Origin of the sequence: Parabacteroides faecis (genome assembly GCF_014647375.1) — a bacterium.
In the GTDB taxonomy this organism is placed as follows: domain Bacteria; phylum Bacteroidota; class Bacteroidia; order Bacteroidales; family Tannerellaceae; genus Parabacteroides; species Parabacteroides faecis.
In genome coordinates this window covers 37284-58930 of record NZ_BMPB01000018.1, presented here as the reverse complement: position 1 = coordinate 58930, position 21647 = coordinate 37284, and the positions used below count along the sequence as shown (strand labels likewise).

General features: G+C 44.7%; 20 protein-coding genes. 13 read left to right on the top strand and 7 right to left on the bottom strand.

Features of this window, described 5'->3' with window-relative positions; genetic code table 11:
* Positions 1-140: 140 nt before the first annotated feature.
* Together IEY67_RS23170 and IEY67_RS23165 are read right to left on the bottom strand one after the other, a co-directional pair.
* Complete coding sequence (locus IEY67_RS23170; protein WP_122353077.1) at positions 141-683, bottom strand: FHA domain-containing protein; 543 nt, start codon at positions 681-683, stop codon at positions 141-143.
* A gap of 105 nt (positions 684-788) precedes the next feature.
* Positions 789-1649: a helix-turn-helix domain-containing protein gene (locus IEY67_RS23165; RefSeq protein ID WP_122374145.1), complete on the bottom strand. Its 861-nt coding sequence runs from the start codon at positions 1647-1649 to the stop codon at positions 789-791.
* Between the two features lie 151 nt (positions 1650-1800).
* On the opposite strand from IEY67_RS23165, the gene IEY67_RS23160 reads away from it, so the two are divergent.
* The 3 genes from IEY67_RS23160 to IEY67_RS23150 all read left to right on the top strand — a co-directional run bounded on the left by IEY67_RS23160 (position 1801) and on the right by IEY67_RS23150 (position 7060).
* Positions 1801-2493, top strand: a complete 693-nt coding sequence (locus IEY67_RS23160; protein ID WP_122353075.1) for a porin family protein — start codon at positions 1801-1803, stop codon at positions 2491-2493.
* 29 nt (positions 2494-2522) lie between these two features.
* Complete coding sequence (locus tag IEY67_RS23155; protein ID WP_229801181.1) at positions 2523-3671, top strand: BamA/TamA family outer membrane protein; 1149 nt, start codon at positions 2523-2525, stop codon at positions 3669-3671.
* A 260-nt stretch (positions 3672-3931) separates the two neighbouring features.
* Entirely contained in the window at positions 3932-7060 is a 3129-nt protein-coding gene (locus IEY67_RS23150; protein ID WP_229801180.1) for an ATP-binding protein, read from the top strand.
* 440 nt (positions 7061-7500) lie between these two features.
* Here the strand turns inward: IEY67_RS23150 and IEY67_RS23145 are convergent, their stop codons facing one another.
* Together IEY67_RS23145 and IEY67_RS23140 are read right to left on the bottom strand one after the other, a co-directional pair.
* Positions 7501-8376 carry an NAD kinase gene (locus IEY67_RS23145; protein ID WP_183670640.1) on the bottom strand — a complete coding sequence of 292 codons (876 nt, stop codon included), beginning with the start codon at positions 8374-8376 and terminating at the stop codon, positions 7501-7503.
* 99 nt (positions 8377-8475) lie between these two features.
* Entirely contained in the window at positions 8476-9135 is a 660-nt protein-coding gene (locus IEY67_RS23140; protein ID WP_122353072.1) for a CBS domain-containing protein, read from the bottom strand.
* 85 nt (positions 9136-9220) lie between these two features.
* Between IEY67_RS23140 and IEY67_RS23135 the strand changes: the two genes are divergently transcribed.
* The 6 genes from IEY67_RS23135 (at position 9221) to IEY67_RS23110 (ending at position 13504) form a co-directional block, all read left to right on the top strand.
* Positions 9221-9937, top strand: a complete 717-nt coding sequence (locus tag IEY67_RS23135; protein ID WP_122374142.1) for a pyridoxine 5'-phosphate synthase — start codon at positions 9221-9223, stop codon at positions 9935-9937.
* A 36-nt stretch (positions 9938-9973) separates the two neighbouring features.
* Complete coding sequence (locus IEY67_RS23130) at positions 9974-10684, top strand: MotA/TolQ/ExbB proton channel family protein (RefSeq protein WP_122353070.1); 711 nt, start codon at positions 9974-9976, stop codon at positions 10682-10684.
* An 8-nt stretch (positions 10685-10692) separates the two neighbouring features.
* Positions 10693-11103: an ExbD/TolR family protein gene (locus IEY67_RS23125; RefSeq protein ID WP_007658774.1), complete on the top strand. Its 411-nt coding sequence runs from the start codon at positions 10693-10695 to the stop codon at positions 11101-11103.
* A 5-nt stretch (positions 11104-11108) separates the two neighbouring features.
* Entirely contained in the window at positions 11109-11945 is an 837-nt protein-coding gene (locus IEY67_RS23120) for an energy transducer TonB family protein (protein WP_183670642.1), read from the top strand.
* Between the two features lie 10 nt (positions 11946-11955).
* Positions 11956-12501, top strand: a complete 546-nt coding sequence (locus tag IEY67_RS23115; RefSeq protein WP_183670645.1) for a DJ-1 family glyoxalase III — start codon at positions 11956-11958, stop codon at positions 12499-12501.
* A gap of 91 nt (positions 12502-12592) precedes the next feature.
* Positions 12593-13504, top strand: coding sequence for a DMT family transporter (locus IEY67_RS23110; RefSeq protein WP_183670647.1), 912 nt, complete (start codon positions 12593-12595; stop codon positions 13502-13504).
* Positions 13505-13592: 88 nt separating this feature from the next.
* On the opposite strand, the gene IEY67_RS23105 is transcribed toward IEY67_RS23110, so the two are convergent.
* From IEY67_RS23105 to IEY67_RS23095, 3 genes are all read right to left on the bottom strand, one after another.
* Positions 13593-15242 carry a Gfo/Idh/MocA family protein gene (locus tag IEY67_RS23105; protein WP_183670649.1) on the bottom strand — a complete coding sequence of 550 codons (1650 nt, stop codon included), beginning with the start codon at positions 15240-15242 and terminating at the stop codon, positions 13593-13595.
* Positions 15243-15246: 4 nt separating this feature from the next.
* Positions 15247-15753 carry a DoxX family membrane protein gene (locus IEY67_RS23100; protein WP_183670651.1) on the bottom strand — a complete coding sequence of 169 codons (507 nt, stop codon included), beginning with the start codon at positions 15751-15753 and terminating at the stop codon, positions 15247-15249.
* Positions 15754-15827: 74 nt separating this feature from the next.
* Positions 15828-17015, bottom strand: coding sequence for a THUMP-like domain-containing protein (locus tag IEY67_RS23095; protein WP_183670653.1), 1188 nt, complete (start codon positions 17013-17015; stop codon positions 15828-15830).
* Between the two features lie 297 nt (positions 17016-17312).
* Between IEY67_RS23095 and trpB the strand changes: the two genes are divergently transcribed.
* The 4 genes from trpB (at position 17313) to trpD (ending at position 21647) form a co-directional block, all read left to right on the top strand.
* Positions 17313-18500: a tryptophan synthase subunit beta gene (gene trpB, locus IEY67_RS23090; RefSeq protein ID WP_122353063.1), complete on the top strand. Its 1188-nt coding sequence runs from the start codon at positions 17313-17315 to the stop codon at positions 18498-18500.
* Between the two features lie 3 nt (positions 18501-18503).
* Positions 18504-19910 carry an anthranilate synthase component I family protein gene (locus IEY67_RS23085; RefSeq protein WP_122353062.1) on the top strand — a complete coding sequence of 469 codons (1407 nt, stop codon included), beginning with the start codon at positions 18504-18506 and terminating at the stop codon, positions 19908-19910.
* A 14-nt stretch (positions 19911-19924) separates the two neighbouring features.
* A complete protein-coding gene (locus IEY67_RS23080; RefSeq protein ID WP_122353061.1) occupies positions 19925-20494 on the top strand; it encodes an anthranilate synthase component II in 570 nt (189 codons plus the stop codon).
* A gap of 157 nt (positions 20495-20651) precedes the next feature.
* On the top strand, positions 20652-21647 hold the full coding sequence (gene trpD, locus IEY67_RS23075; protein ID WP_122353060.1) for an anthranilate phosphoribosyltransferase: 996 nt from the start codon (positions 20652-20654) through the stop codon (positions 21645-21647).

Genomic DNA, 21647 nt, shown 5'->3' with positions numbered 1-21647 from the left:
AGATTTAAACTTTAGAACTGCGCCGGAGATGAAAGGTAATCTTGTATCCATCTCTCCCGAAACCTACGCCAATTCCCCCTATCTCCCTTATCGCCCTGATGTAAGAGATCATTCACTCCGGAGCAGTTTCTAAGTTTAATTTAAAAATCCTCCTCTTCTTCCCCTTCCGGAACATGAAGTATAAAAGTAGTCGCACCGATCGTCACAATAGCTCCCTCACCGATACGTACCTGTTCTTTTTTTCCTAAAAGCACACTGCGCAGGAAGGTGCCGGTCATACTTTGGTTATCACGCAGGGTATAAACCAATTTCCCCTGCTTATCCTCCTTTACATTAATAATACAATGTTTACGTCCCACACTCGGATCGCTCGTAATGATAGGAACATCCACACCTTCCGTATCCTTATTCCTCCGTCCTATCATATTATCGCCCATCACAAGCGGCAGTTCCTGCTTAAAACCGAACGTATTCTCGATCACGGTAATATGGCCGCAGGAGAAATCGGGTTCCTTCACCTCTTTTTCCTGGCCTGATTCCGTACGGACGGTCTTGCGTCCCAGCTTTATCTTAAATTGCGACCCGCATTGCGGACACACAAAAGCCAGTATCTTTCCATCCGGATATTTGGTTTCATCGAACGACAACTGATTATCACATTTGGGGCAGAATATTCTTTTCATATCTTTATTTGAAGCATTTACGTTTAACAGGGGTACAAAGATAAGTTTTTTTCTACGGATATAAAGACCGATCCGCCTATAAATATAAAAACGATCCGAAGCTATTTACCGATCCCTATATGTTTTGGGAGATACTCCCGAAATCCTTTTAAAGAACTTTCCAAAAAACGATTGGGAAGGAAAGTTCAACTCGTCGCTGATTTGTTGTATAGTCATATTGGTAGATTTCAATAAAGCCTTCGCTTCCAGCACGACATACTCATCGATCCAGTCTGCTGCCGACTTTCCACTATAATTTTTGATTACCTGAGAAAGATATTTAGAACTCAGCTGTAACTTGTCTGCATAAAAATCTATACGTCTTTCTTTTTTATGGAATAACTGTACCTGCTTCAAGAAGTCTCTCACCAGCATTTCACTTTTTGTTATCTTTTCTATCTCCGATGATTTATGGAAATAATATCCCAGACCATAAAAGAATGCAATTGTGAGATGCTTCACAATTTCCATACGGTTAGGATTATCTTTCACACGAATCACCCGTTGAATCATGGTACAATAAGTTTGTATAGCCTCTAACTGACCGGGGCCTAATGAAATAACCGGATTATTACGAACCGAAAGAAAAGTGGAAAAACGATCCGGCAAATGCAGACTATCGTTAAACTGCTCCGACATAAGAACGAATACAGCTTCAAAATCAGATGTATTGGATTCATATTCCAATATTTGCCCCGGTAAAGTGATAGAAATAGCAGGTGCTTTCACACAATAAGGCATCAAGTCTATCCTTCCCCTTATTTCTCCTTTCAGACAAATACAACAAATTGTCTTATTTGCTTTGAAAGGATGGTTGAGCGGATTTATCAACGTATTCTTATACATATAAAAATCGTCATTTATAAAATCAGCCTGTTCTATTTCTCCAGGCTTAGCATGCCAATCCAAAGAGGTCACATTTCCCATATCCGTAAATTAGAACAACAAAGATAAATATTTCAACTGCATAAATTCATAAATCGGCATTTTCGTCCAACTTTCAATCTAAAAGACCTTTTGCCATCCTATCCCCCGCTCTACTTTTGCACAAGTTTAAAAACGAATAAATAAAACAAAAATGAGAAGACAGAAAATGTTAATGCTCGCGTTACTCCTGGCCGGAATAAACATGATATCCGGCAGTGCGCAAACTACGAACAATCAAAAGCCTGAAGAGGGAACACAAGAAGGCAAACAGAATAAAAAGATCGAAATATCCGGCGGAGTCCTGGTAGAAAGCAACTATTCCAGCTTCGTCCATTCCGGAATAGGGGGTGGAAAAAGCGTAATGAAGCCGGGCGTAACGACAGGAGGATTTCTGAATCTGGGAATTTCCAAACATTTCTCAATCCAACCGGAACTTTTACTCCACTACAAAGAATCTGAATTCGACCGTAACAACCAAAACGGCATTTATCGCTATTGGGGAATGGAAATTCCTATTTATGCGATGTATCACACTAAATTAAAGAATGGGCACCGCATCCACATCGGGATTGGCCCTTATACGGAGTTCGGCCTCGACGCTTCATTAAAAAGAGAAGGGGAAAAAATCGACCTCTACGAAAAAAATACAGAAAGCGGAACACCTGTCATGCGGGATTCAAACTCAGGCTTCGGTATTATAAACAGTTACGAGTTTCCTTTCGGACTTCTGATAAATGTAAGTTACAAGATAAGCATATCCAATCTGCTGGATGCGAATGAAAGTTCTGCGGCATTGCACCCACAAACATTTAGCCTGGGCTTCGCCTACTGTTTCCGGAAATAAAAGTAAACCAACATCCAAACACACAAAAGATGAAACTTAAGTTTTTATTTCTTTTTATTTTCTCCGCTTCTATGGCCATGCCTCTTTATTCACAACAAGATAGTATCTATATAGAGAAAAAGGACGGCGCTTTGAAAAAATACTGGAATAGCTTTATATATGGTAATGTAGACCGCACTTTTGAAAGAAAGATAGATATGAGTTATGCCGTAGCTCCCTCCTATACCCGCGAAGGCAGCTTTGGAGTCGGAGGAATGGCTACCGGATTATATCGTCTGGACCGTAAGGATTCGATCATGCAGCCTTCCGACATTACCCTGACAGGCAATATTTCTATAAACGGCTTCTATACACTTACAGCGACAGGCAACAACCATTTCAAAGGAAACAGGTCGCGCTTATCCTATAGTCTTGAATTTGCCCGTAAAACGCTTAACTTCTGGGGAGTTTCTTATGAAGGGTGTGCCATGAATCCTTTATCCGAATATACCCGGCAACAGATAAGATGGGAATCCGATTATGTTTATAAACTAAGTAAACAATTCTATATCGGAGCCGCCTTCAATCTCAATTATGCAGATTTATCCGATATAAAAGACATCTCTTACCTGGAAGGGCAAAAGCAGAGTTATTTTTTCACAGGTCTGGGTATTTCACTTCAGTATGATACCCGCGATTTTATACTAAATCCGAAAAGGGGCATTTATATCATGTTCAAAGAAGTGATATATCCTGAGTTCTTAGGCAGTTTCAATAAAACACTGTTCAGTACCAACTTTATATTCGATATCTATCAGAAAGTATGGCCCGGAGGTATAATAGCCGGAGATATTTACGGACAATTCAATAAAAAGAACACACCCTGGCCTTTACGGGAAGAACTAGGTAGCGGCGGTTTCCGTATGCGTGGTTATTACGGGGGACGTTACATCGATTGTAATCAGCTGACTGCCCAAGTGGAATTACGCCAACACATATTCAATCGCCTGGGTTGTGTGGCGTGGATTGGAACCGGCAGCGTATTTCCTGAACTGAAAAAATTCAACTGTAAGAATATCTTACCCAACTACGGGCTGGGATTACGAATCGAATTTAAACATAATGTAAATGCCCGTATAGATTACGGTTTTGGGAAAGATACAGGAGGATTTGTATTCAACTTCGCAGAAGCTTTTTAAGAGTTTTATAAACTTAAAAAAGTCACCACAAATCACAAACACTCAAAAAGTAAGAGCCAGGCATGCATCTGTGCTTGGCTTATTCTCTATTGTCATACACCAAAGCGACAATTAACAAAATCAGGAAACATTTATTAACTAAACCGACACACAAACATCATTTTTAAGACCAAAGAAGCAATAAAAATCAAAAGGAATAACTCAGATCGAAAAAAAGATTATATTTGCCCAGTTTTTTAAAAATTTCATATTGTATTGTTATGAAATCTAATATGCGCCTCAACACGATTTTAGCAATTTTTGCAGGCTTACAGCTTGCCTGCGCTATAAATTTAGTTGCCCAAAATTCAGATTCCAATAAAGATTATTTATTGGTTCTGAACAGTTACACATCCGATGCTACCTGGAGTAATGCACTCATTACCCCTATACAACAGGAATTGGTAGCAGGTTCAAATCTTGATTTTTATGTCGAGAATATGAACATGTTAATGATCGATGATTCTACTAAACTGAATAAATTTAAAGAATCTTTTTTCCCCAGATACACACATGCGCCCAAAGCCATTTTACTGCTGGGAAACAGTTCGTTCATAATGTGTGACGATTGCAAAAAACATTGGGGCGATGATATCCCTCTGGTTCTGTGTGCTGAATTGCCTTATTTAAGCCCAATCGAAAACTACATAAAAAAACGTCCGGTAGAAATCACCATGCAAGTACCATTGGAACAATTAACGGAAAGTTACAACCTTACAATGCTGGAAACCAAAAACTACTTGCCTGAAAATGTAGACCTGATGCAAAAAATAATCCCCGGTATGAAAACATTGACTTTTATCGGAGACGGACGTTATATCAATCAGCAACTAGATCACGATCTGCGTCTTTTATTAAAAAAATCATATCCGGATTTAAAGTACGAATTCCTCTCTGCTGCACAAATGACGACAGATTCTTTGCTACATAAGCTTAACTCTGCTGATATAAACACTACAGGAGTCCTCTTTTCTTCCTGGTTCACCCGCCAAACCTTTGCCGGAGGAGACCTGTTAATGGCAAATACATTTCAGGTAATCTCCAATACGACCATTCCGATCTTTGCATTAGGAGATGCAATCATGCCCAACAGCAGGATGATCGGCGGCTATTTTTATCAGCAACAAACATTCAACAAGCAGTTAAAAGCGACATTGAATGCTGTCCTATCCGGCAAAGCACCCAGAGACATACCTTTTTATATCCCCGACGGAGAACCTATATTTGATTATCCGGCACTTTTGCAAAAAGAAGTGAATACATATTTGTGTCCTGCCGGTTCTATTTTTCTGAACCTTCCAAAAACAGCACTGGAAAAGTACAAGTATCACCTGGCAGCCCTCGGTATCTTATTTATTATATTGATATTGTATACACTATATCAGTTCAGCCGCATAAAATCTCTTAAAGCGTTGAAGACTGCCCAGCAAAAAGAGATTGAAGCCAATGCGGAATTAAGCAATCTTTTTGAGAATATGCCGGTACTTTATTGTAAAGTACGCTTGATACGTAATCAGACAGGAGAAGTGGTTGACGCCATCATTCATAAAGTGAACAACCGATATCTGAATGCAATGCACCAGGGCAAAGATATTATCGGTCAAAAGATGAGCAATCTCCCCGACGATGAGTTGACAATGTTTATACGTTATTTTCAACTCATGGAGACAGAGAAAAAAACAATCAGTTTCACTTACTATCTCAAGCAATCTTCCACCTATTTCAACATAATACTAACTTTCTCTATCCAGTCTGACTACGTGGATATTTTTGGTGTCGATTGCACCGACCTTCATCACACGCAAGTGAAACTGGATTCAATCAACCATAAACTTGCAATGGCACTCGACATTGCAAATATCGTTCCCTGGAAATGGGACCTGCGTGAACATACGATCCTGTGTGACGTAAATCGCCAGGTTGAACTCGCGATTACAGATAATGAACAGAGTGAAAAGCTGTTGTCTGTTCCCGAGTCGCAATACTTCGCAAAGATATATAAAGAAGACCGCCAGCGGGTACAACATTCCTACAATGACCTGATAGAAGGTAAATGCACAAAGGTAAAAGAAGAGTATCGTGTAGTCAGCCACACAGATCGGGGCATTCAAGTGGATTGGGTCGAGGCTCAGGCTGCAGTAGACAGCCGCGATGAAAATGGACTCCCTATTACATTGGTCGGATCGTCCCTGGTAATTACCCAACGTAAAAAAATGGAGAACAGTCTGCTCGATGCGAAAAACAAAGCCGAAGAATCAAACAGATTGAAATCTGCCTTCTTAGCCAATATGAGCCACGAAATCCGTACGCCGTTAAACGCGATCGTAGGTTTCTCCACATTACTCCCTTCGGTCAAAGAACCTTCCGAACAAGAAGAATATATCAACATTATCGAGAACAATAATACACTGCTGCTACAACTTATCGGAGATATACTTGACCTATCAAAGATAGAGGCAGGTACTATGGAGTTCAATTATACAGAATTCGAACTGAACCAGTTAATGCAGGATTTAGAGAACAGTTTAAGATTAAAACTCCATAACGACAAAGTACACCTGGTTTTTGAACCCGGAAATCCTCAATGTTGTATCCATGGAGAAAAAAACAGAATTTCCCAGTTAGTGATTAATATGGTAAACAATGCAATCAAGTTTACAAAAGAGGGATATATCCGCTTTGGCTATGAGATCAGAGATAAAAGACTGTATTTCTTTATCAAAGATACTGGAATAGGAATTCCTGCAGAAAAAAAGAATGATATCTTCGAACGATTTGTTAAATTAAACAGTTTCGCTCAGGGAACAGGACTGGGATTATCTATTTGCCGGATGCTCGTAGAAAATATGAACGGACAGATAGGTGTTGAAAGTGAGGAAGGTAAAGGTTCCATCTTCTGGTTCACATTACCTTATGAACCAGTCAAGCAAACAATAAAGATTGAAGAAAAACAAAAACAGGTCAAATCCAAAACAAAACATCTTACAATCCTTATAGCAGAGGATAATGACAGTAACTACAAATTATTCCAGACTATACTCAAAGATGACTATTACCTCATACACGCATGGAATGGAAAAGAAGCAGTAGATATGTTTAAAAACGAATCTCCTGATATCGTACTGATGGATTTGAACATGCCTGTCATGAATGGATACGATGCCACTTTGGAAATACGAAAAATAGATCCTCTTGCCCCGATAATCGCTATTACGGCCTTTGCCTATGCATCGGATGAACAGAGAGTCATGACAAACGGATTTGATGGCTATATGGCTAAACCTGTACAAGCGAATAAATTAAAGGAACAGCTATCCGATATCATACAATCGAGAATGATCCTGCTGTAATCGGCCTGTCAGACCGGTATGTATAAAACGCAAAAAAGGCTATCCATCACGGACAGCCAATCTTCATTGTTAACCTTAAATCTAATACCATGAAAAACACAGTGCAAATATAGAGGTTTTATGTTATGCAGCATAATGTTTTGCTTGTTTTTCTCATCTATTTAATACAGTTTAACAAAAACCTGCTGCAAAACATATTTTATAAGCATAAAGCATGAGCATAAGACAAGGAACCCTATAAACGCAAAAAAGGCTATCCATCACGGACAGCCAATCTTCATTGTTAACCTTAAATCTAATACCATGAAAAACACGATGCAAATATAGAGGTTTTATGTTATGCAGCATAACGTTTCACTTGGAAATCTCATTTATTTAACCACGTTTAACAAATACATGCTGTAAAACATCTTTTTAGAGCAGTCTTACGCCCTATATCCCTATTTCATTCGTGCATCGGCTCCCCACATCAACTTCTCGCGAAGTGTCTGATAGAAGGTATGATTATATCTTTTTATCACTTTCGTGGTATAATCGGCTTTCGTTATCGTCAACTGGATGCCTGTCGGAAAGATTTCCGAACGGCCGTCCAAGGAGATCAGAAAAGATTTGTTCCGGCTTTCCACCCCTAGCGTGATCGTATAATTATCCGGAATGATCAGTGGGCGCACATTCAGAGAATGAGGCGCGACCGGACTCAATACCAGATTCTTGCTTTGAGGAATGATGATCGGGCCGTTCACACTCATGGAATATGCCGTCGAGCCAGTCGGCGTTGCGATCAGCAGACCGTCGGCCTGATAAGAAGCCAGGTATTCATCATTCAGAGAAGTATGGATCGTGATCATCGAAGAGGTATCGCGCTTTAAGATCGCAATCTCATTCAGGGCATAATTATAACCGCGAAACACCCGCCCTTCCGTATGAAGCCGCAACAAGGTGCGCTCTTCTATCTTATAATAGTTCTTGAACAATTCGTCCAGTGTATCCTCGATGTCATTTCCTCCCACATCGGCAAGAAACCCCAACCGTCCGGTATTAATACCCAGGATAGGGATATCCTGACGGTTCACACGGGCAGCCGTCCGCAGGAACGTACCGTCGCCACCTACACTCAGGGCAACATCGAGATCAAAATGATCGTCCGTCAGCAATCCCGCAACGGGAGGTTCATAATTCAGACCATCAGCCAGAAAATTATAAAAACGGACATCCACATAGATCTCCGCCTCCTGCGATATCAACTTTTCAAACAGCCGTTTTATCTGGCTTTGTTTCTCAACCTGATACTCGCTGCCAAAAATACCTACCTTCATAAAACAGTCTTTTAAGTTGACAGTTGACAGTTGACAGTTGACAGTTTTATATTGTTCTTCTAATAAACTGTCAACTGTCACTTGTCAACTGTCAACTGATTAAATGTTCATATAATGCAACAACTCGTTCATCCGCTGCTGCAACAGATCATCCACCATCCCTTTTTCCATAAAATAATACAGGACGGTATAATTGAAACGCTCGAAACTACGGATCACCGGCGAAGCATCCTCCAGGTCGATCTTAATAATAAGATGCAACCTTCCGGTATCTTTATCCGTGTACGAAAGCAGATTCAATACATGTGCATTGTTCGATTCGACCAAACGCGCAATATCCGTCAGCGAATAATCCTGCGGCATCACCTCGAGGACAAACACACTGCCTGAAGTCTCGGCATTACACAATTCCGAAAGAATATCGATCAGTTTCTCTCTCGTAATCGCTCCCCGGTATTCACCCTCCGGACTGACCACCGGCAGCAGGCTCAACTGATAGCGGGCGATCAGTGCAAGCGCCTCATGGATATGTGTATTCTCCATCACACTGGGAGCAAACAGAACCGGCTCGCCAATCGTTGCCGCAAGATCAGGCATAGCCATCAGATCCTTTTCCGAGATCAGGCAACGGTATATCCCTTCGCTCAACAAAGGCAGATGTTTTAACTTAAAATCATCCATCAATGCTAATGCGTATTCCCCTGTGTCAAAACTTTTTAACACGGGAAGTTCCTTCGTTATGAAATCTTTCACCAACATTATTCTGTTAATTCCCTTAATTCTGCTAAATTTGCCGATACTTTTGTGCAAATGTAATGAAAGAAAAAAGATATAACGATATACGATGACAAATTTAAGTGTAAACATTAACAAGGTTGCAACCATCCGTAACGCACGCGGAGGTAACATGCCTGACATTTTAAAAGTAGCTCAGGATTGCGAAAATTTCGGTGCACAAGGAATTACGGTCCATCCACGTCCGGACGAACGACATATCAAATACAGTGACGTGTACGCGTTGAAACCTCTTATCAGGACAGAATTTAACATTGAAGGGTATCCCTGTAACAATTTTATAGACCTGGTATTAAAGGTGAAGCCGACACAGGTAACACTGGTTCCGGATGCACCCGATGCCGTCACCTCCAATGCCGGCTGGGATGTAAAGGCAAACTTCGACCTGCTGAGTGAACTGGTCGATACGTTCACCGCACAGGGAATCCGCACCTCTATCTTCGTAGGAACCGACCTGGCCAACATCGAACTGGCGGCAAAAACAGGCACCGACCGCATCGAGCTGTATACAGAGCCTTATGCAACCAATTACCCGGTGAACAAGGAAGAAGCCGTCGCTCCTTTCGTTGCTGCCGCACAACTGGCAAAGAATCTGGGAATGGGAGTCAATGCAGGCCATGACCTGAGCCTGGAAAATCTGGCCTGGTTCAGTCAGAACATACCTTGGCTGGAAGAAGTATCCATCGGCCATGCCCTGATCTGCGATGCGTTGTATCACGGATTACAGGAAACCATTTCATTATACAAAGCATGCTTGCAACAATAATAACGAACTAATATTAACGAATAAGTATACAAATCTATGAGCATTTTACTTTCCCTACAAGCAGTAGGGGCACAGACAGCAGAGCAGATGCCGGATCTGACGGCAGTAACAGTCCCCACTGAAGCAGAGATCAATGTAATAGACCTTGCGTTCAAAGGAGGGTGGATCATGATTGTACTATTGCTGTTATCCTTAATGGCAGGTTACATCTTTATCCAGCGTTTATTAGTTATCCGCCGTGCGGGTAAAGAAGATCAGAATTTCATGAACCGTATCAAAGACTATATCCACGAAGGGAAAGTCGATTCGGCACTGAATCTGTGCCGCAGCACCAACACCCCTTCCGCCCGTATGATCGAAAAGGGTATCACCCGCCTGGGCCGCCCGATGAACGATGTACTCGTTGCTATCGAAAACGTGGGTAACCTGGAAATTGCGAAACTCGAAAAAGGCTTCCCGCTGATCGCTACGACAGCTGCCGGAGCTCCTATGTTGGGTTTCCTCGGAACGGTAACCGGTATGGTACGTGCCTTCTTCGATATGGCGAATGCCGGAACGAACGTAGACGTTTCCTTACTGTCAGGAGGTATTTATGAAGCACTTGTAACAACCGTCGGTGGTCTGGTAGTCGGTATCATCACCCTGTTCGCTTACAACTACCTGGTTTCTCAGGTCGACAACGTGGTGAACAAGATGGAAGCCCGCACCATGGAATTTATGGATTTATTGAACGAACCGGCTAATTAACAAAGCGAATGGCACTAAAACGAAGAACAAAAGTAAACGAAGCCTTCAGCATGGCATCCATGACCGACGTCATATTCCTGCTGTTGATCTTCTTTATGGTCACCTCTACGGTAGTCATTCCGAATGCCATCAAGGTAACATTGCCGCAGGCGAAGAAGCAGACGGCAGCCAAACCGCTCACGCGGGTTACCATCGATGCCAACCTGAATTACTACGTAGCATTCGGTAACCAGCGGGAAACGCAGGTCACGTTCGACGAGATCACCCCGTTCCTGCAAGACAGTTACGCAAAAGAGCCCGAAATGTTCGTCGCCCTTTATGCAGACGAGACAGTTCCTTATAAAGAAATCGTAAAGATCCTGAACATAGCGAACGAAAATAAATTCAAGATGGTGCTTGCCACCCGTGCGCAGAAATAACAGATATGAAATTCAACAAAGATGACATATACAGTATAACCGGTTCGGTCGCATTCCACCTGGCGATCTTCCTGATCCTGTTGTTCACGGTACTACGTACAGAAATTCCAGAAGAAGACGGGGGTGTCCTTGTCAACTTCGGGAATGTAAACTCCGCCGCCGGTACCTTCGAACCGAAATACACCGGACAGGAACTGCCCCAGGAGACGACCACTCCTCCACCTCCACCCACTCCGCCGGTAGAAACACCGAAAGAGGAAGTGATCACGCAGGACATCGAAGAAAGTGTTGCCATAGCAGACGCTAAGAAAAAAGAAGAGCAACGCAAGAAAGAAGAAGAGCGTAAACGGAAAGAGGAAGAAGATCGCCGCAAACGGGAAGAGGCCGAAAAGAAACGCCTGGAAGAAGAACGTCGCAAGAAAGAGCAGGCCATCAGCAACCGTGTAGCCGGAGCATTCGGCATCGGCGGCGCTGAAGGGAACAGCCAGGGCGATGCAGAAAGCGGTACAGGTAACCAGGGAAGTCCGTTCGGCAACTCCGACCACGGAGCCAACGAAGGCGTAGGCGGTTACGGTTCATTCAACCTGAACGGTCGTTCTATCGGAGCCGGAGGCTTGCCCCGTCCCGCTTACACGATCCAGGAAGAAGGAAAGATCGTGATCAACATTACGGTAGACCCGAAAGGGAATGTGATATTTGCAGAAATAGGAAGAGGTACCAACATCGACAACGCTTCCATGCGTAAGAGTGCCCTGGATGCCGCCAAACGTGCGAAGTTCAATAGCATCAGCGGAGCGAACAACCAGAGCGGTACGATCACCTATGTATATAAACTTAAATAAAGGAAGTAATATGAAGAAAGCAATTGTATTTTTAGCCAACGGCTTCGAAGAAATGGAAGCCCTGGGCACAGTCGATATCCTGCGCCGCGGAGGTATCGAAGTAACAACTGTTTCCATCACAGACAATCCTGTTGTAACGGGGGCACACAATGTTCCGGTTACTGCCGATACGACGCTGGGAAAAGCAGACCTGGCCGGAGCCGATGCACTTGTACTGCCCGGTGGCATGCCCGGAGCATCCAACCTGAACGACTCGGAACCGGTAAAAGAAGCCTTATTGCAGCAATACCGTGAAGGCCGCACCATAGCCGCCATCTGTGCAGCTCCGATGGTACTGGGTGGACTGGGCCTGTTGAAAGGTCGTAACGCTACCTGCTACCCCGGATTCGAACCGAAGCTGATCGGCGCCAATGCGACCGGCGAGATCGTGGAAGTTTCCGACAACGTCATCACCGGCAAAGGCCCGGGACTGGTCATGGATTTTGCCCTGGCTATCGTTACAGCCCTCAAAGGAGAAGCCGTAGCCGAAGAGGTTGCCGCAGGACTATTGATTTAATCATCTGAAATAATATTTAAGAGCCGTGATATTTCTATACATATCACGGCTTTTTTGTATGTTTGCAGCCGTTTTAGCAAAAGGTAAAAAGATGAACAATAATTTGAAAGGATTCGTATACGGCATTGCCACTTCGGCAACATTCGGTTTGATACCATTATTTACTTTGCCGCTTATGGCAAAGGGGATGCAGTTCGATTCGATCCTGTTCTATCGTTTTCTTTTTGCGTCGATAGCCCTTATCGGTATTATGGCAGTGAAAAAAGAATCCATGCGCATCGATAAAAGAGATATTCCCGTACTGATCCTGCTCGGCTTCTTTTACACGGCATCCGCCATGTTCCTTTTCTGGGGATATAATTTCATGTCGGCAGGGATAGCCACAACATTACATTTCACCTATCCGATATTCGTCACCCTTGTCATGCTGGTGTTTTTCCGCGAAAAGACATCGTGGGTCACGCTGCTGGCGATCTGCCTAGCGATCTGCGGGGTCGCACGCCTGTCTATCAACGAGGGGGAAATGAAGCTCAGCGCATTGGGGGTCTTTATCGTACTGCTGTCGGCTGTCGGTTACGCCCTTTATATCACTACGGTCAATAAATCGAGAGTACACAATATGACAGGGAGGAAACTGACATTCTATGTATTCATTGTCAGCACCCTCCTGTTTGCCGTTAAAGCAAGTACCAACGAAGGCATCCAGCCCATCCCCGACGCCGTGTCGGTCGTCAACCTGATATTGCTGGCCGTTGTCCCGACCGTCATCTCCAATATCACACTCGTACTCGCCGTCCATAATATCGGTGGGACACTCACAGCCGTACTGGGGGCAATGGAGCCCGTCACCGCCGTTTTCGTCGGCGTGCTGGTGTTCGGCGAGCCGTTCACATTCAATCTGGCTACCGGTATTCTGCTTATTATCATCGCCGTAACGATGATCATCCTCTCCAAAACAATACAAAAAACCTTGCGTAGTTTACGCAGGACGCTGATCCGTTAAAGACAACTTCCGGTCGTCTATAAAAAAATAAAAAGGGCAGTGTCATATAAAAGACGCTGCCCTTTTTATTTTATCTGTTTTTATCAGATTACCCTTTCACGATCTCTTCTTTTTCCTTATCCCAGTACATCGTACGTCCTTCCAGATAAGCATGTGTACCCATGTGGGCAGTCATGGCTTCCTGGAATGCAGCATCGATGTTACAGCTGGGTTGTTTTCCCTGGCGGATACATTCCAGCCATTCGCGGATATGGAGGTGAGTCGTGTCGTAACGCTTACCGCTTACATATGTATAAAGCAGACCGCGTTGAGCGAAGTACAACTCCGTAGGCGACGTAATGGCATCCACCGAATTTTGTCCCGGTATATAGGTATAGAACGGTTCGTTCGGTTTGATGATCCCCTTGTCGATCTTGTCTTTATAAATCTCGGAAGCAGGATCAGCCTTTAATGTGATCGTATTGGACAATTCCATCTGGGCATCGTGTCCCATGATCACTTTTCCACGCGGACGGTTGCTTGCCAACGTGGCACTATACAACATCGTCATATCGCGGTCGGGAAATTCAAAGGTGGTCTGCAATACATCCGGCACGGTACGTCCGTCCTTGAAGAAATAGACACCACCGGAAGAGGTAGCCGAATGAGGGATACCTACACCGAATATCTGGTTGATCGCATCATATTCGTGTGTCAGCAAGTCACCGCTCAGTCCCGTACTGTAATCCCACCAGCAACGCCAGCGGAAGAAACGTTCCAGGCTGAACCTGTCGCGGGGATCAGGACCGATATACCGCTGCAGGTTGTTCGATGTCATATAGTCGGTATATTCCTTGATACGTTCTTCCGGTCCCTCGAACTGTTTCCAGTCGATCGTATCGGGAGAAGCACCTTCTATCAGCGGATAGACCCAGGCTCCGTTCGGATCGTTACGGTTGGTACAAACCTCGATCAACGAAACTTTACCGATCAGCCCCTTGTCGATGATCTCCTTGGCACGGATATAACTGTCGGTCTGTCGTCCCTGATGGCCTAACTGGAACACGATACCGGTCTCCTTCACCACCTGACGAACCGCATACGTTTCAGGAACCGTCCATGAAAGCGGTTTCTCTACATAGACATGCTTACCGGCTTTGGCTGCTTCCATCGCCATCGTACTGTGCCAATGGTCGGGAGTAGCAATGATCACGGCATCGATATCGTCTGCCGCCAACAATTCTTTATAGGTTCTGTAACGTGTCGGACGTTTACCGAACTTGCCGTTCGAACCTTCCCTGTGAATATTAGAAGCCGTCAGTGCAGCCGCTTCGCCATACACATCGAAGATATCGCATACGCCGGTCACTTCGATATTCAGGTCGTCCTGTTCCAGGAACTGCTCGTAACGTTTATCTTTACTATCATTTTTAGCCCCTTCGATCAATCCGTCGATCCAGGAAGGTTCGGCAAAACCTGCCGCACGCATCAACTGTTTACCGCGGATACCGAAACCGATCATCCCGATACGTATCTTTTTCCCATCCGGCTGGGCGGGAATCATACGATGTTCCTGATCGAAACGGAAAGCGCTACCCAGGCTCTTCGCTTCCTTATCGTGTTTCTGTTTCCTGTAGACGCCATAACCCAACGCCCCCAGCACAGGGATGGTTGCCAATGTTTTCAGGGCATTACGACGGCCTTCCGATTCAGGCCCTTTATTATCTTTCGGAGTATTGTTATTGTTCTCTGTTGCCATGATATTACATTAATTTGAGTTTAGACAATAAGGGGATCGCCTTTTTCAGGTAACGGTCCAGCCCGATAATATGAGAGGTGGGGAAAGCCAACAGTACCGCCAGCGCAGCCATCTCGACCAGATTCTTGTCTATCCACAGATACGAACCTTCAAACGGCATCATATATTGTGCACCGATAAAAGAAGGGTGGGAAAGGTAATAAAACGCAAGCAATATCATTGCTCCGATAGAAGAGAGTTTGCTGAAAGCACCTGTTATCAGTCCGAGACCGATTAACAGCAGCGCCCATTCGTTCAGCGCATTAACCATGTTCATCATAGCCGGATCACTAGCCAATCCAGCAAAAAAGTCAGACATAAAACCTTTGGAATCCAGGAGGTAAGGAAGCGATGTCCATTTAGGATTCAGGATCTTCACCAGTCCTTCGTAGGCAAAATGCCAGCCAATGAATAATCGCAGGACAACCATCGCGGTCAGCTGCGCAGAAGTGTAAGAATCTTTCTGTATCATTTCATGTATTTGATTTAACCTCGCAAATATAGGGATAAAATCCGGAGATAAAAGAAATGAAAAGATTTATGATACTACAACTTGCTACATTTAACCAAAATTTTGCTGCTATCGGCTAGTGTCGTAGCAAAAAGATACACATTTCCCCCATCCGTTATCTTTGTTCGTTTGCGTAATTCTTCGACGGACAACGGAAAATTGCGGACAGTCATATTCGCCTGAGGGATGTCTTTGGATAAACTTTTACATAGTTTTCCGGAAAAAGGATAGACCTCCTCGACAACGAAACATCTGCCGGGAAAGTCTTCGACCACGGTATCCGAGGTGTAGAGATGGCTGCTTACATGCAGTTTCGCCAATCCAAAACGGACAGCCACACTCTTAAAAGCTCCGGCTTTCAGTAAAGAAGCATTGGGTTCGTAAAAGAAACGACCGATCTGATCCGCCAACTGTAAAACCTCGGAACGTTCATCCTGTAATGTAAAAGCAAAAGCCTCTTCCCTCCCGCTGCTATCATAATTAATACAATGGATAACCGGTAACGTAACAGCAGTCTCGCATTCCATAACAAATAAAAGTTCCTTACATTCATTCTTTACGGACAGGACATGTACCTCTGTCGTCCCAGGCAGCAATTCGAGGGTTTGCTGAATATCGGCCATGGGGGATAACTTCGCTATTACTTTGGGAGCATGCCGGAAGAGTTCGGGTAAAAGTGCCGGTAAATCCGGTTCGCAATCCTGCAAGGCATAAACACGCTTATTGCCTTCACCGCGACGGGCCGGATCAATATAAAAGGCATCGACCCGGGGTAAACGGGAAGCCAATTCCGAACTGTCGCCTTCCACAACAGTGATATTATCAACCCCAAGGGCGGAAAAATTATTGCGAGCCGCATCACAGTAGGCAGGGAAACGTTCTATATAGGTGATCTGGCGGGCTTTTCGGGAGAAATAATAACTGTCGATTCCCAAACCGCCGGTCAGATCGCATAAGGTATCGCTTTCAGCAACCAACCGTTGTTTATACAAAGCCGTCTGCTCGGACGAACACTGTTCGGCGGATATCTTCGAAGGAAACAACAAGGCATCGTTGGCATACCATGAAGGCAACTTCTCCCTGATCTGGCGGCGGGCAGCAATCTGGTCTGCCGCAAAAGGAACATCGATCGAGGGATAGCGGGAAGCACTCAACAAGAGACGAGTCAGATCATCCCCTGCATGCTCTTTTACAAATTTCCGGAACTCTTCAGTCTGTTTCATTCCGCAAAGATAAGAAGAATTACCGTATGTAGATTTTTTCAAAAAAAAGTAGCGAATCATTTGCAGTTTGTCAGAGAATATCTATATTTGCTGCCGTAATAACAAAAAAAGCAATGAGAACATTTATAGTAAATACATTTTGGTGGTGGCGCTCTTTACTCCTCAAACGGTCGTAAGGAACGCAGTCCTGTGTATATACTAAATCAAGATATCATAGAAAGGTCTGTCGCACTTGCGACAGGCCTTTTTTCTTTTAAAGCATTTTACGGAATACAATTAAAACAACATAGCAAAAAGATGAAAACGTATCAAGTTGACAAAAACGGTTATTATGGAGAGTTCGGCGGAGCGTATATCCCCGAGATACTTCACCAGTGTGTCGAAAAGTTACAGAACACATATCTGGAAGTACTGGAAAGTGAAAGTTTCAAACAGGAGTTCAATCTGTTACTCCGCGATTATGTAGGCCGCCCCTCTCCCCTTTACCTGGCCAAACGGTTAAGCGAAAAGTACGGCTGCAAGATCTATCTGAAACGGGAAGACCTGAATCATACGGGTGCCCATAAGATCAATAACACGATCGGGCAGATCTTGCTGGCACGCCGCATGGGTAAAACACGTATCATCGCAGAAACAGGCGCCGGACAGCATGGAGTAGCAACTGCTACCGTCTGCGCCCTGATGAACATGGAGTGTATTGTCTATATGGGTAAAACGGACGTGGAACGCCAGCATGCCAATGTACAGAAGATGGAGATGCTCGGTGCAACGGTCGTTCCGGTCACTTCCGGTAACATGACCCTGAAAGATGCGACGAACGAAGCGATCCGCGACTGGTGTTGTCATCCTTCCGATACGTATTATATCATCGGTTCTACCGTAGGTCCTCATCCTTATCCCGATATGGTTGCACGCCTGCAATCCGTTATCAGCGAAGAGATAAAAAAACAATTACAGGAAAAAGAAGGACGGGATCATCCGGATTATCTGATCGCTTGTGTAGGGGGAGGCAGTAATGCTGCCGGGACTATTTACCATTTTGTCGATGACGAACGAGTGAAGCTCGTGCTGGCGGAAGCCGGAGGAAAAGGGATTTGTTCGGGTCAGAGTGCTGCTACCATCCAATTGGGAAAGAAAGGTATTATCCACGGGGCACGGACCCTGGTGATGCAAAACGAAGACGGACAGATAGAAGAACCTTATTCGATCTCCGCCGGACTGGATTATCCGGGCATCGGTCCGATCCATGCGAATCTTTCCGTTACTCACCGGGCTTCTATCCTGGCAGTCGACGACGATGAAGCGTTGGAAGCGGCTTTCGAGCTGACACGGCTGGAAGGGATCATTCCTGCATTGGAAAGTGCGCATGCGCTGGGAGCGCTCAGTAAGGTGAACTTCAAACCGGAAGACGTAGTGGTATTGACCGTTTCCGGACGTGGAGATAAGGATATGGATACGTATATTGAATACAAAAACAGAAAGTAACCGATGAAAAATTATCATTTCAAAACTATAAGCAAGCAGGTATTAGGCGACCTGCATACCCCCGTAAGTATTTATCTGAAAGTACGGGATATCTACCCGGAGTCGGCATTACTGGAAAGTTCCGACTTTCATGGAAATGAGAACAGCCTTTCTTTCATTGCTCTCTGTCCGCTAGCCAGTATCGGTATCAACAACGGTGAGAGTACAGCGGTTTTCCCCGACGGAAGCCGGGAGGTTACCCCTCTTACCGAAAATTACAATGTGGCAGATGCGATGAATGCCTTCCTTAGCCGTTACAGCATTGAAGGGGCGGATAAAAAAGTTTGCGGATTATTCGGTTACACGGCATTCGATGCAGTCCGTTACTTTGAAAATATCCCGGTGATGGAAGCTCACCACGAAGAGAACGATGCTCCCGATATGCTATACATTTTATATAAATACATCCTCGTATTCAACCATTTCAAAAACGAACTGACACTGGTCGAACTGTTGCAGGAAAACGAACAAAGCAACCTGCAGGAAATAGAGACACTGATCGAAAACCGTAACTATGCCTCCTATAACTTCCAGACTTCCGGACCGGAGACGTCTCCCATCACCGACGAAGAATACAGAGCATCGGTTCGCGAAGGGATCAAACATTGCCTGCGCGGCGATGTCTTCCAGATCGTACTCAGCCGTCGTTTCGAACAACCGTTCAAAGGGGATGATTTCAAAGTATATCGTGCATTGAGAAGTATCAACCCTTCGCCTTACCTGTTCTATTTCGACTTCGGCGGCTTCCGTATCTTTGGTTCCTCTCCTGAAACGCATTGCAAAGTAACGGATAGTCATGCTAGTATCGACCCGATCGCCGGAACAGCTTTCCGTACCGGAAATGTAGCCCTGGATAAACAGCGTACCGAAGCACTGCTTGCAGACCCGAAAGAGAATGCCGAACATGTGATGCTGGTAGACCTCGCCCGCAACGACCTGAGCCGTAATGCTCACAACGTACAGGTCGATTTCTATAAAGAAGTACAATACTACAGCCATGTGATCCATTTAGTTTCCCGTGTCAGCGGTGAAATAAACATCGACAGCAATCCGGTGAAAACATATATCGACACCTTTCCGGCAGGAACCCTCAGCGGCGCCCCGAAAGTACGTGCCATGCAACTGATCACGGATATCGAGAAACACAACCGGGGAGCCTACGGCGGTTGTATCGGATTTATCGGCCTGAACGGCGATCTCAATCAGGCGATCACCATCCGTACATTCGTAAGCCGCGGCAACGTATTATATTACCAGGCAGGTGCCGGTATCGTAGCCAAAAGCAACGACGAACGGGAATTGCAGGAAGTGAACAACAAGCTGGGCGCTTTGAAAAAGGCAATCGACCTGGCAGAAAAACTGAAGAATTGAAAACAAACAACATTATGAGCAAGATATTATTATTCGATAATTACGATTCCTTCACTTATAATTTATTACACATTCTGAAGGAACTAGGTGCAGATGTTGAAGTACACCGCAATGATAAAATATCACTGGAAGAAGTGGACCGTTTCGACAAGATACTCCTTTCACCCGGTCCCGGCATTCCCGAAGAGGCAGGTATCCTGCTTCCTCTGATCCGCAGATATGCCCCGACAAAAAGCATCCTGGGTGTTTGCCTGGGTGAACAAGCCATCGGCGAAGCTTTCGGAGCAACCCTGATCAATCTGACAGACGTACACCACGGTGTTTGTTCCGATATAAAAGTAATAGCTAAAGAACCGCTGTTCGCCGGACTGGAACCCGGATTCCGTGCCGGACGTTATCACTCATGGGTCGTATCACGCGAGAATTTCCCTGATTGCCTGGAAATAACAGCCGAGGATATGGAAGAGAAACAGATCATGGCTTTACGCCACCGTACTTACGACGTAAGGGGTATTCAGTTCCATCCGGAATCCGTACTGACTCCCAAAGGAAAAACTATTATAGAAAATTGGTTGAACACATAATAAACGGAATCAACGGATAAAGTATTCCCCCCATTTTCTATGCTAGAACAAATTGTTTCACTATGAAGAAACACTTGTTTCTACAATATGAAACAGTTGTTTCATTAAGGTGAAACAAACAACACCTCTAGAGATAATTTATAAAAGAAGAAGAGTTATGAAAGATATATTATACAGATTATTCGAACATCAGTATCTGGGACGGGATGAAGCACGGCAGATACTTCAAAATATGGCGGCCGGACAATATAACGATTCACAGATTGCCAGCCTGATCACCGTCTATCTGATGCGTAACATCGCCGTAGAGGAATTGAGCGGATTCCGCGAAGCACTGCTCGAAATGCGGGTTCCGGTCGATCTGTCGGATTACAAGCCTATCGACATTGTCGGGACAGGCGGCGACGGTAAAAACACGTTCAATATAAGTACAGCCTCCTGCTTTGTTGTTGCGGGAGCGGGTTACAATGTGGTAAAACATGGTAACTACGGAGCAACTTCCGTCAGTGGGGCAAGTAACGTCATGGAGCAACATGGCGTGAAGTTCACGAACGATATCGACAAACTGCGTCAGAGCATGGACGCCTGCCATATCGCTTATCTGCATGCTCCGCTGTTCAACCCGGCATTAAAGGCTGTAGCTCCGGTACGTAAAAGCCTGGGAGTACGTAGTTTCTTCAATATGCTCGGCCCGCTGGTAAATCCGGTAATGCCTGCTTATCAGCTGCTAGGTGTATATAACCTGCCGTTACTCCGCCTGTACAGCTATACTTATCAGGAAAGCGGAACACGCTTTGCAGTCGTTCATAGCCTGGACGGGTTCGATGAAATATCGCTGACGACAGAGTTTAAGGTTGCTATGCCGGAGAAAGAAAAGCTTTATACACCGGAAATGCTGGGCTTCACCCGTTGTACGGAAGCGGACCTCGACGGAGGCCAGACTGTCGAAGATGCCGCCCGCATTTTCGATAGTGTAATGCACAACACGGCAACCCCGGCACAAAAGAATTGCGTGATCGCTAATTCCGCTTTTGCCATCCAGGTAATCTGCCCTGAAAAGAAGATAGAAACCTGTATCGACGAAGCCCGCGAATCGTTGGAAAGCGGTAAGGCTCTAGCAACATTAAAGAAGTTTATTTCATTAAACAATTAA

Excerpts from the sequence above, each read along its gene's own strand:
- IEY67_RS23170 (WP_122353077.1), bottom strand. The coding sequence starts at position 683 with ATGAAAAGAATATTCTGCCCCAAATGTGATAATCAGTTGTCGTTCGAT.
- IEY67_RS23165 (WP_122374145.1), bottom strand. The coding sequence starts at position 1,649 with ATGGGAAATGTGACCTCTTTGGATTGGCATGCTAAGCCTGGAGAAATA.
- IEY67_RS23160 (WP_122353075.1), top strand. The coding sequence starts at position 1,801 with ATGAGAAGACAGAAAATGTTAATGCTCGCGTTACTCCTGGCCGGAATA.
- IEY67_RS23155 (WP_229801181.1), top strand. The coding sequence starts at position 2,523 with ATGAAACTTAAGTTTTTATTTCTTTTTATTTTCTCCGCTTCTATGGCC.
- IEY67_RS23150 (WP_229801180.1), top strand. The coding sequence starts at position 3,932 with ATGAAATCTAATATGCGCCTCAACACGATTTTAGCAATTTTTGCAGGC.
- IEY67_RS23145 (WP_183670640.1), bottom strand. The coding sequence starts at position 8,376 with ATGAAGGTAGGTATTTTTGGCAGCGAGTATCAGGTTGAGAAACAAAGC.
- IEY67_RS23140 (WP_122353072.1), bottom strand. The coding sequence starts at position 9,135 with ATGTTGGTGAAAGATTTCATAACGAAGGAACTTCCCGTGTTAAAAAGT.
- IEY67_RS23135 (WP_122374142.1), top strand. The coding sequence starts at position 9,221 with ATGACAAATTTAAGTGTAAACATTAACAAGGTTGCAACCATCCGTAAC.
- IEY67_RS23130 (WP_122353070.1), top strand. The coding sequence starts at position 9,974 with ATGAGCATTTTACTTTCCCTACAAGCAGTAGGGGCACAGACAGCAGAG.
- IEY67_RS23125 (WP_007658774.1), top strand. The coding sequence starts at position 10,693 with ATGGCACTAAAACGAAGAACAAAAGTAAACGAAGCCTTCAGCATGGCA.
- IEY67_RS23120 (WP_183670642.1), top strand. The coding sequence starts at position 11,109 with ATGAAATTCAACAAAGATGACATATACAGTATAACCGGTTCGGTCGCA.
- IEY67_RS23115 (WP_183670645.1), top strand. The coding sequence starts at position 11,956 with ATGAAGAAAGCAATTGTATTTTTAGCCAACGGCTTCGAAGAAATGGAA.
- IEY67_RS23110 (WP_183670647.1), top strand. The coding sequence starts at position 12,593 with ATGAACAATAATTTGAAAGGATTCGTATACGGCATTGCCACTTCGGCA.
- IEY67_RS23105 (WP_183670649.1), bottom strand. The coding sequence starts at position 15,242 with ATGGCAACAGAGAACAATAACAATACTCCGAAAGATAATAAAGGGCCT.
- IEY67_RS23100 (WP_183670651.1), bottom strand. The coding sequence starts at position 15,753 with ATGATACAGAAAGATTCTTACACTTCTGCGCAGCTGACCGCGATGGTT.
- IEY67_RS23095 (WP_183670653.1), bottom strand. The coding sequence starts at position 17,015 with ATGAAACAGACTGAAGAGTTCCGGAAATTTGTAAAAGAGCATGCAGGG.
- trpB (WP_122353063.1), top strand. The coding sequence starts at position 17,313 with ATGAAAACGTATCAAGTTGACAAAAACGGTTATTATGGAGAGTTCGGC.
- IEY67_RS23085 (WP_122353062.1), top strand. The coding sequence starts at position 18,504 with ATGAAAAATTATCATTTCAAAACTATAAGCAAGCAGGTATTAGGCGAC.
- IEY67_RS23080 (WP_122353061.1), top strand. The coding sequence starts at position 19,925 with ATGAGCAAGATATTATTATTCGATAATTACGATTCCTTCACTTATAAT.
- trpD (WP_122353060.1), top strand. The coding sequence starts at position 20,652 with ATGAAAGATATATTATACAGATTATTCGAACATCAGTATCTGGGACGG.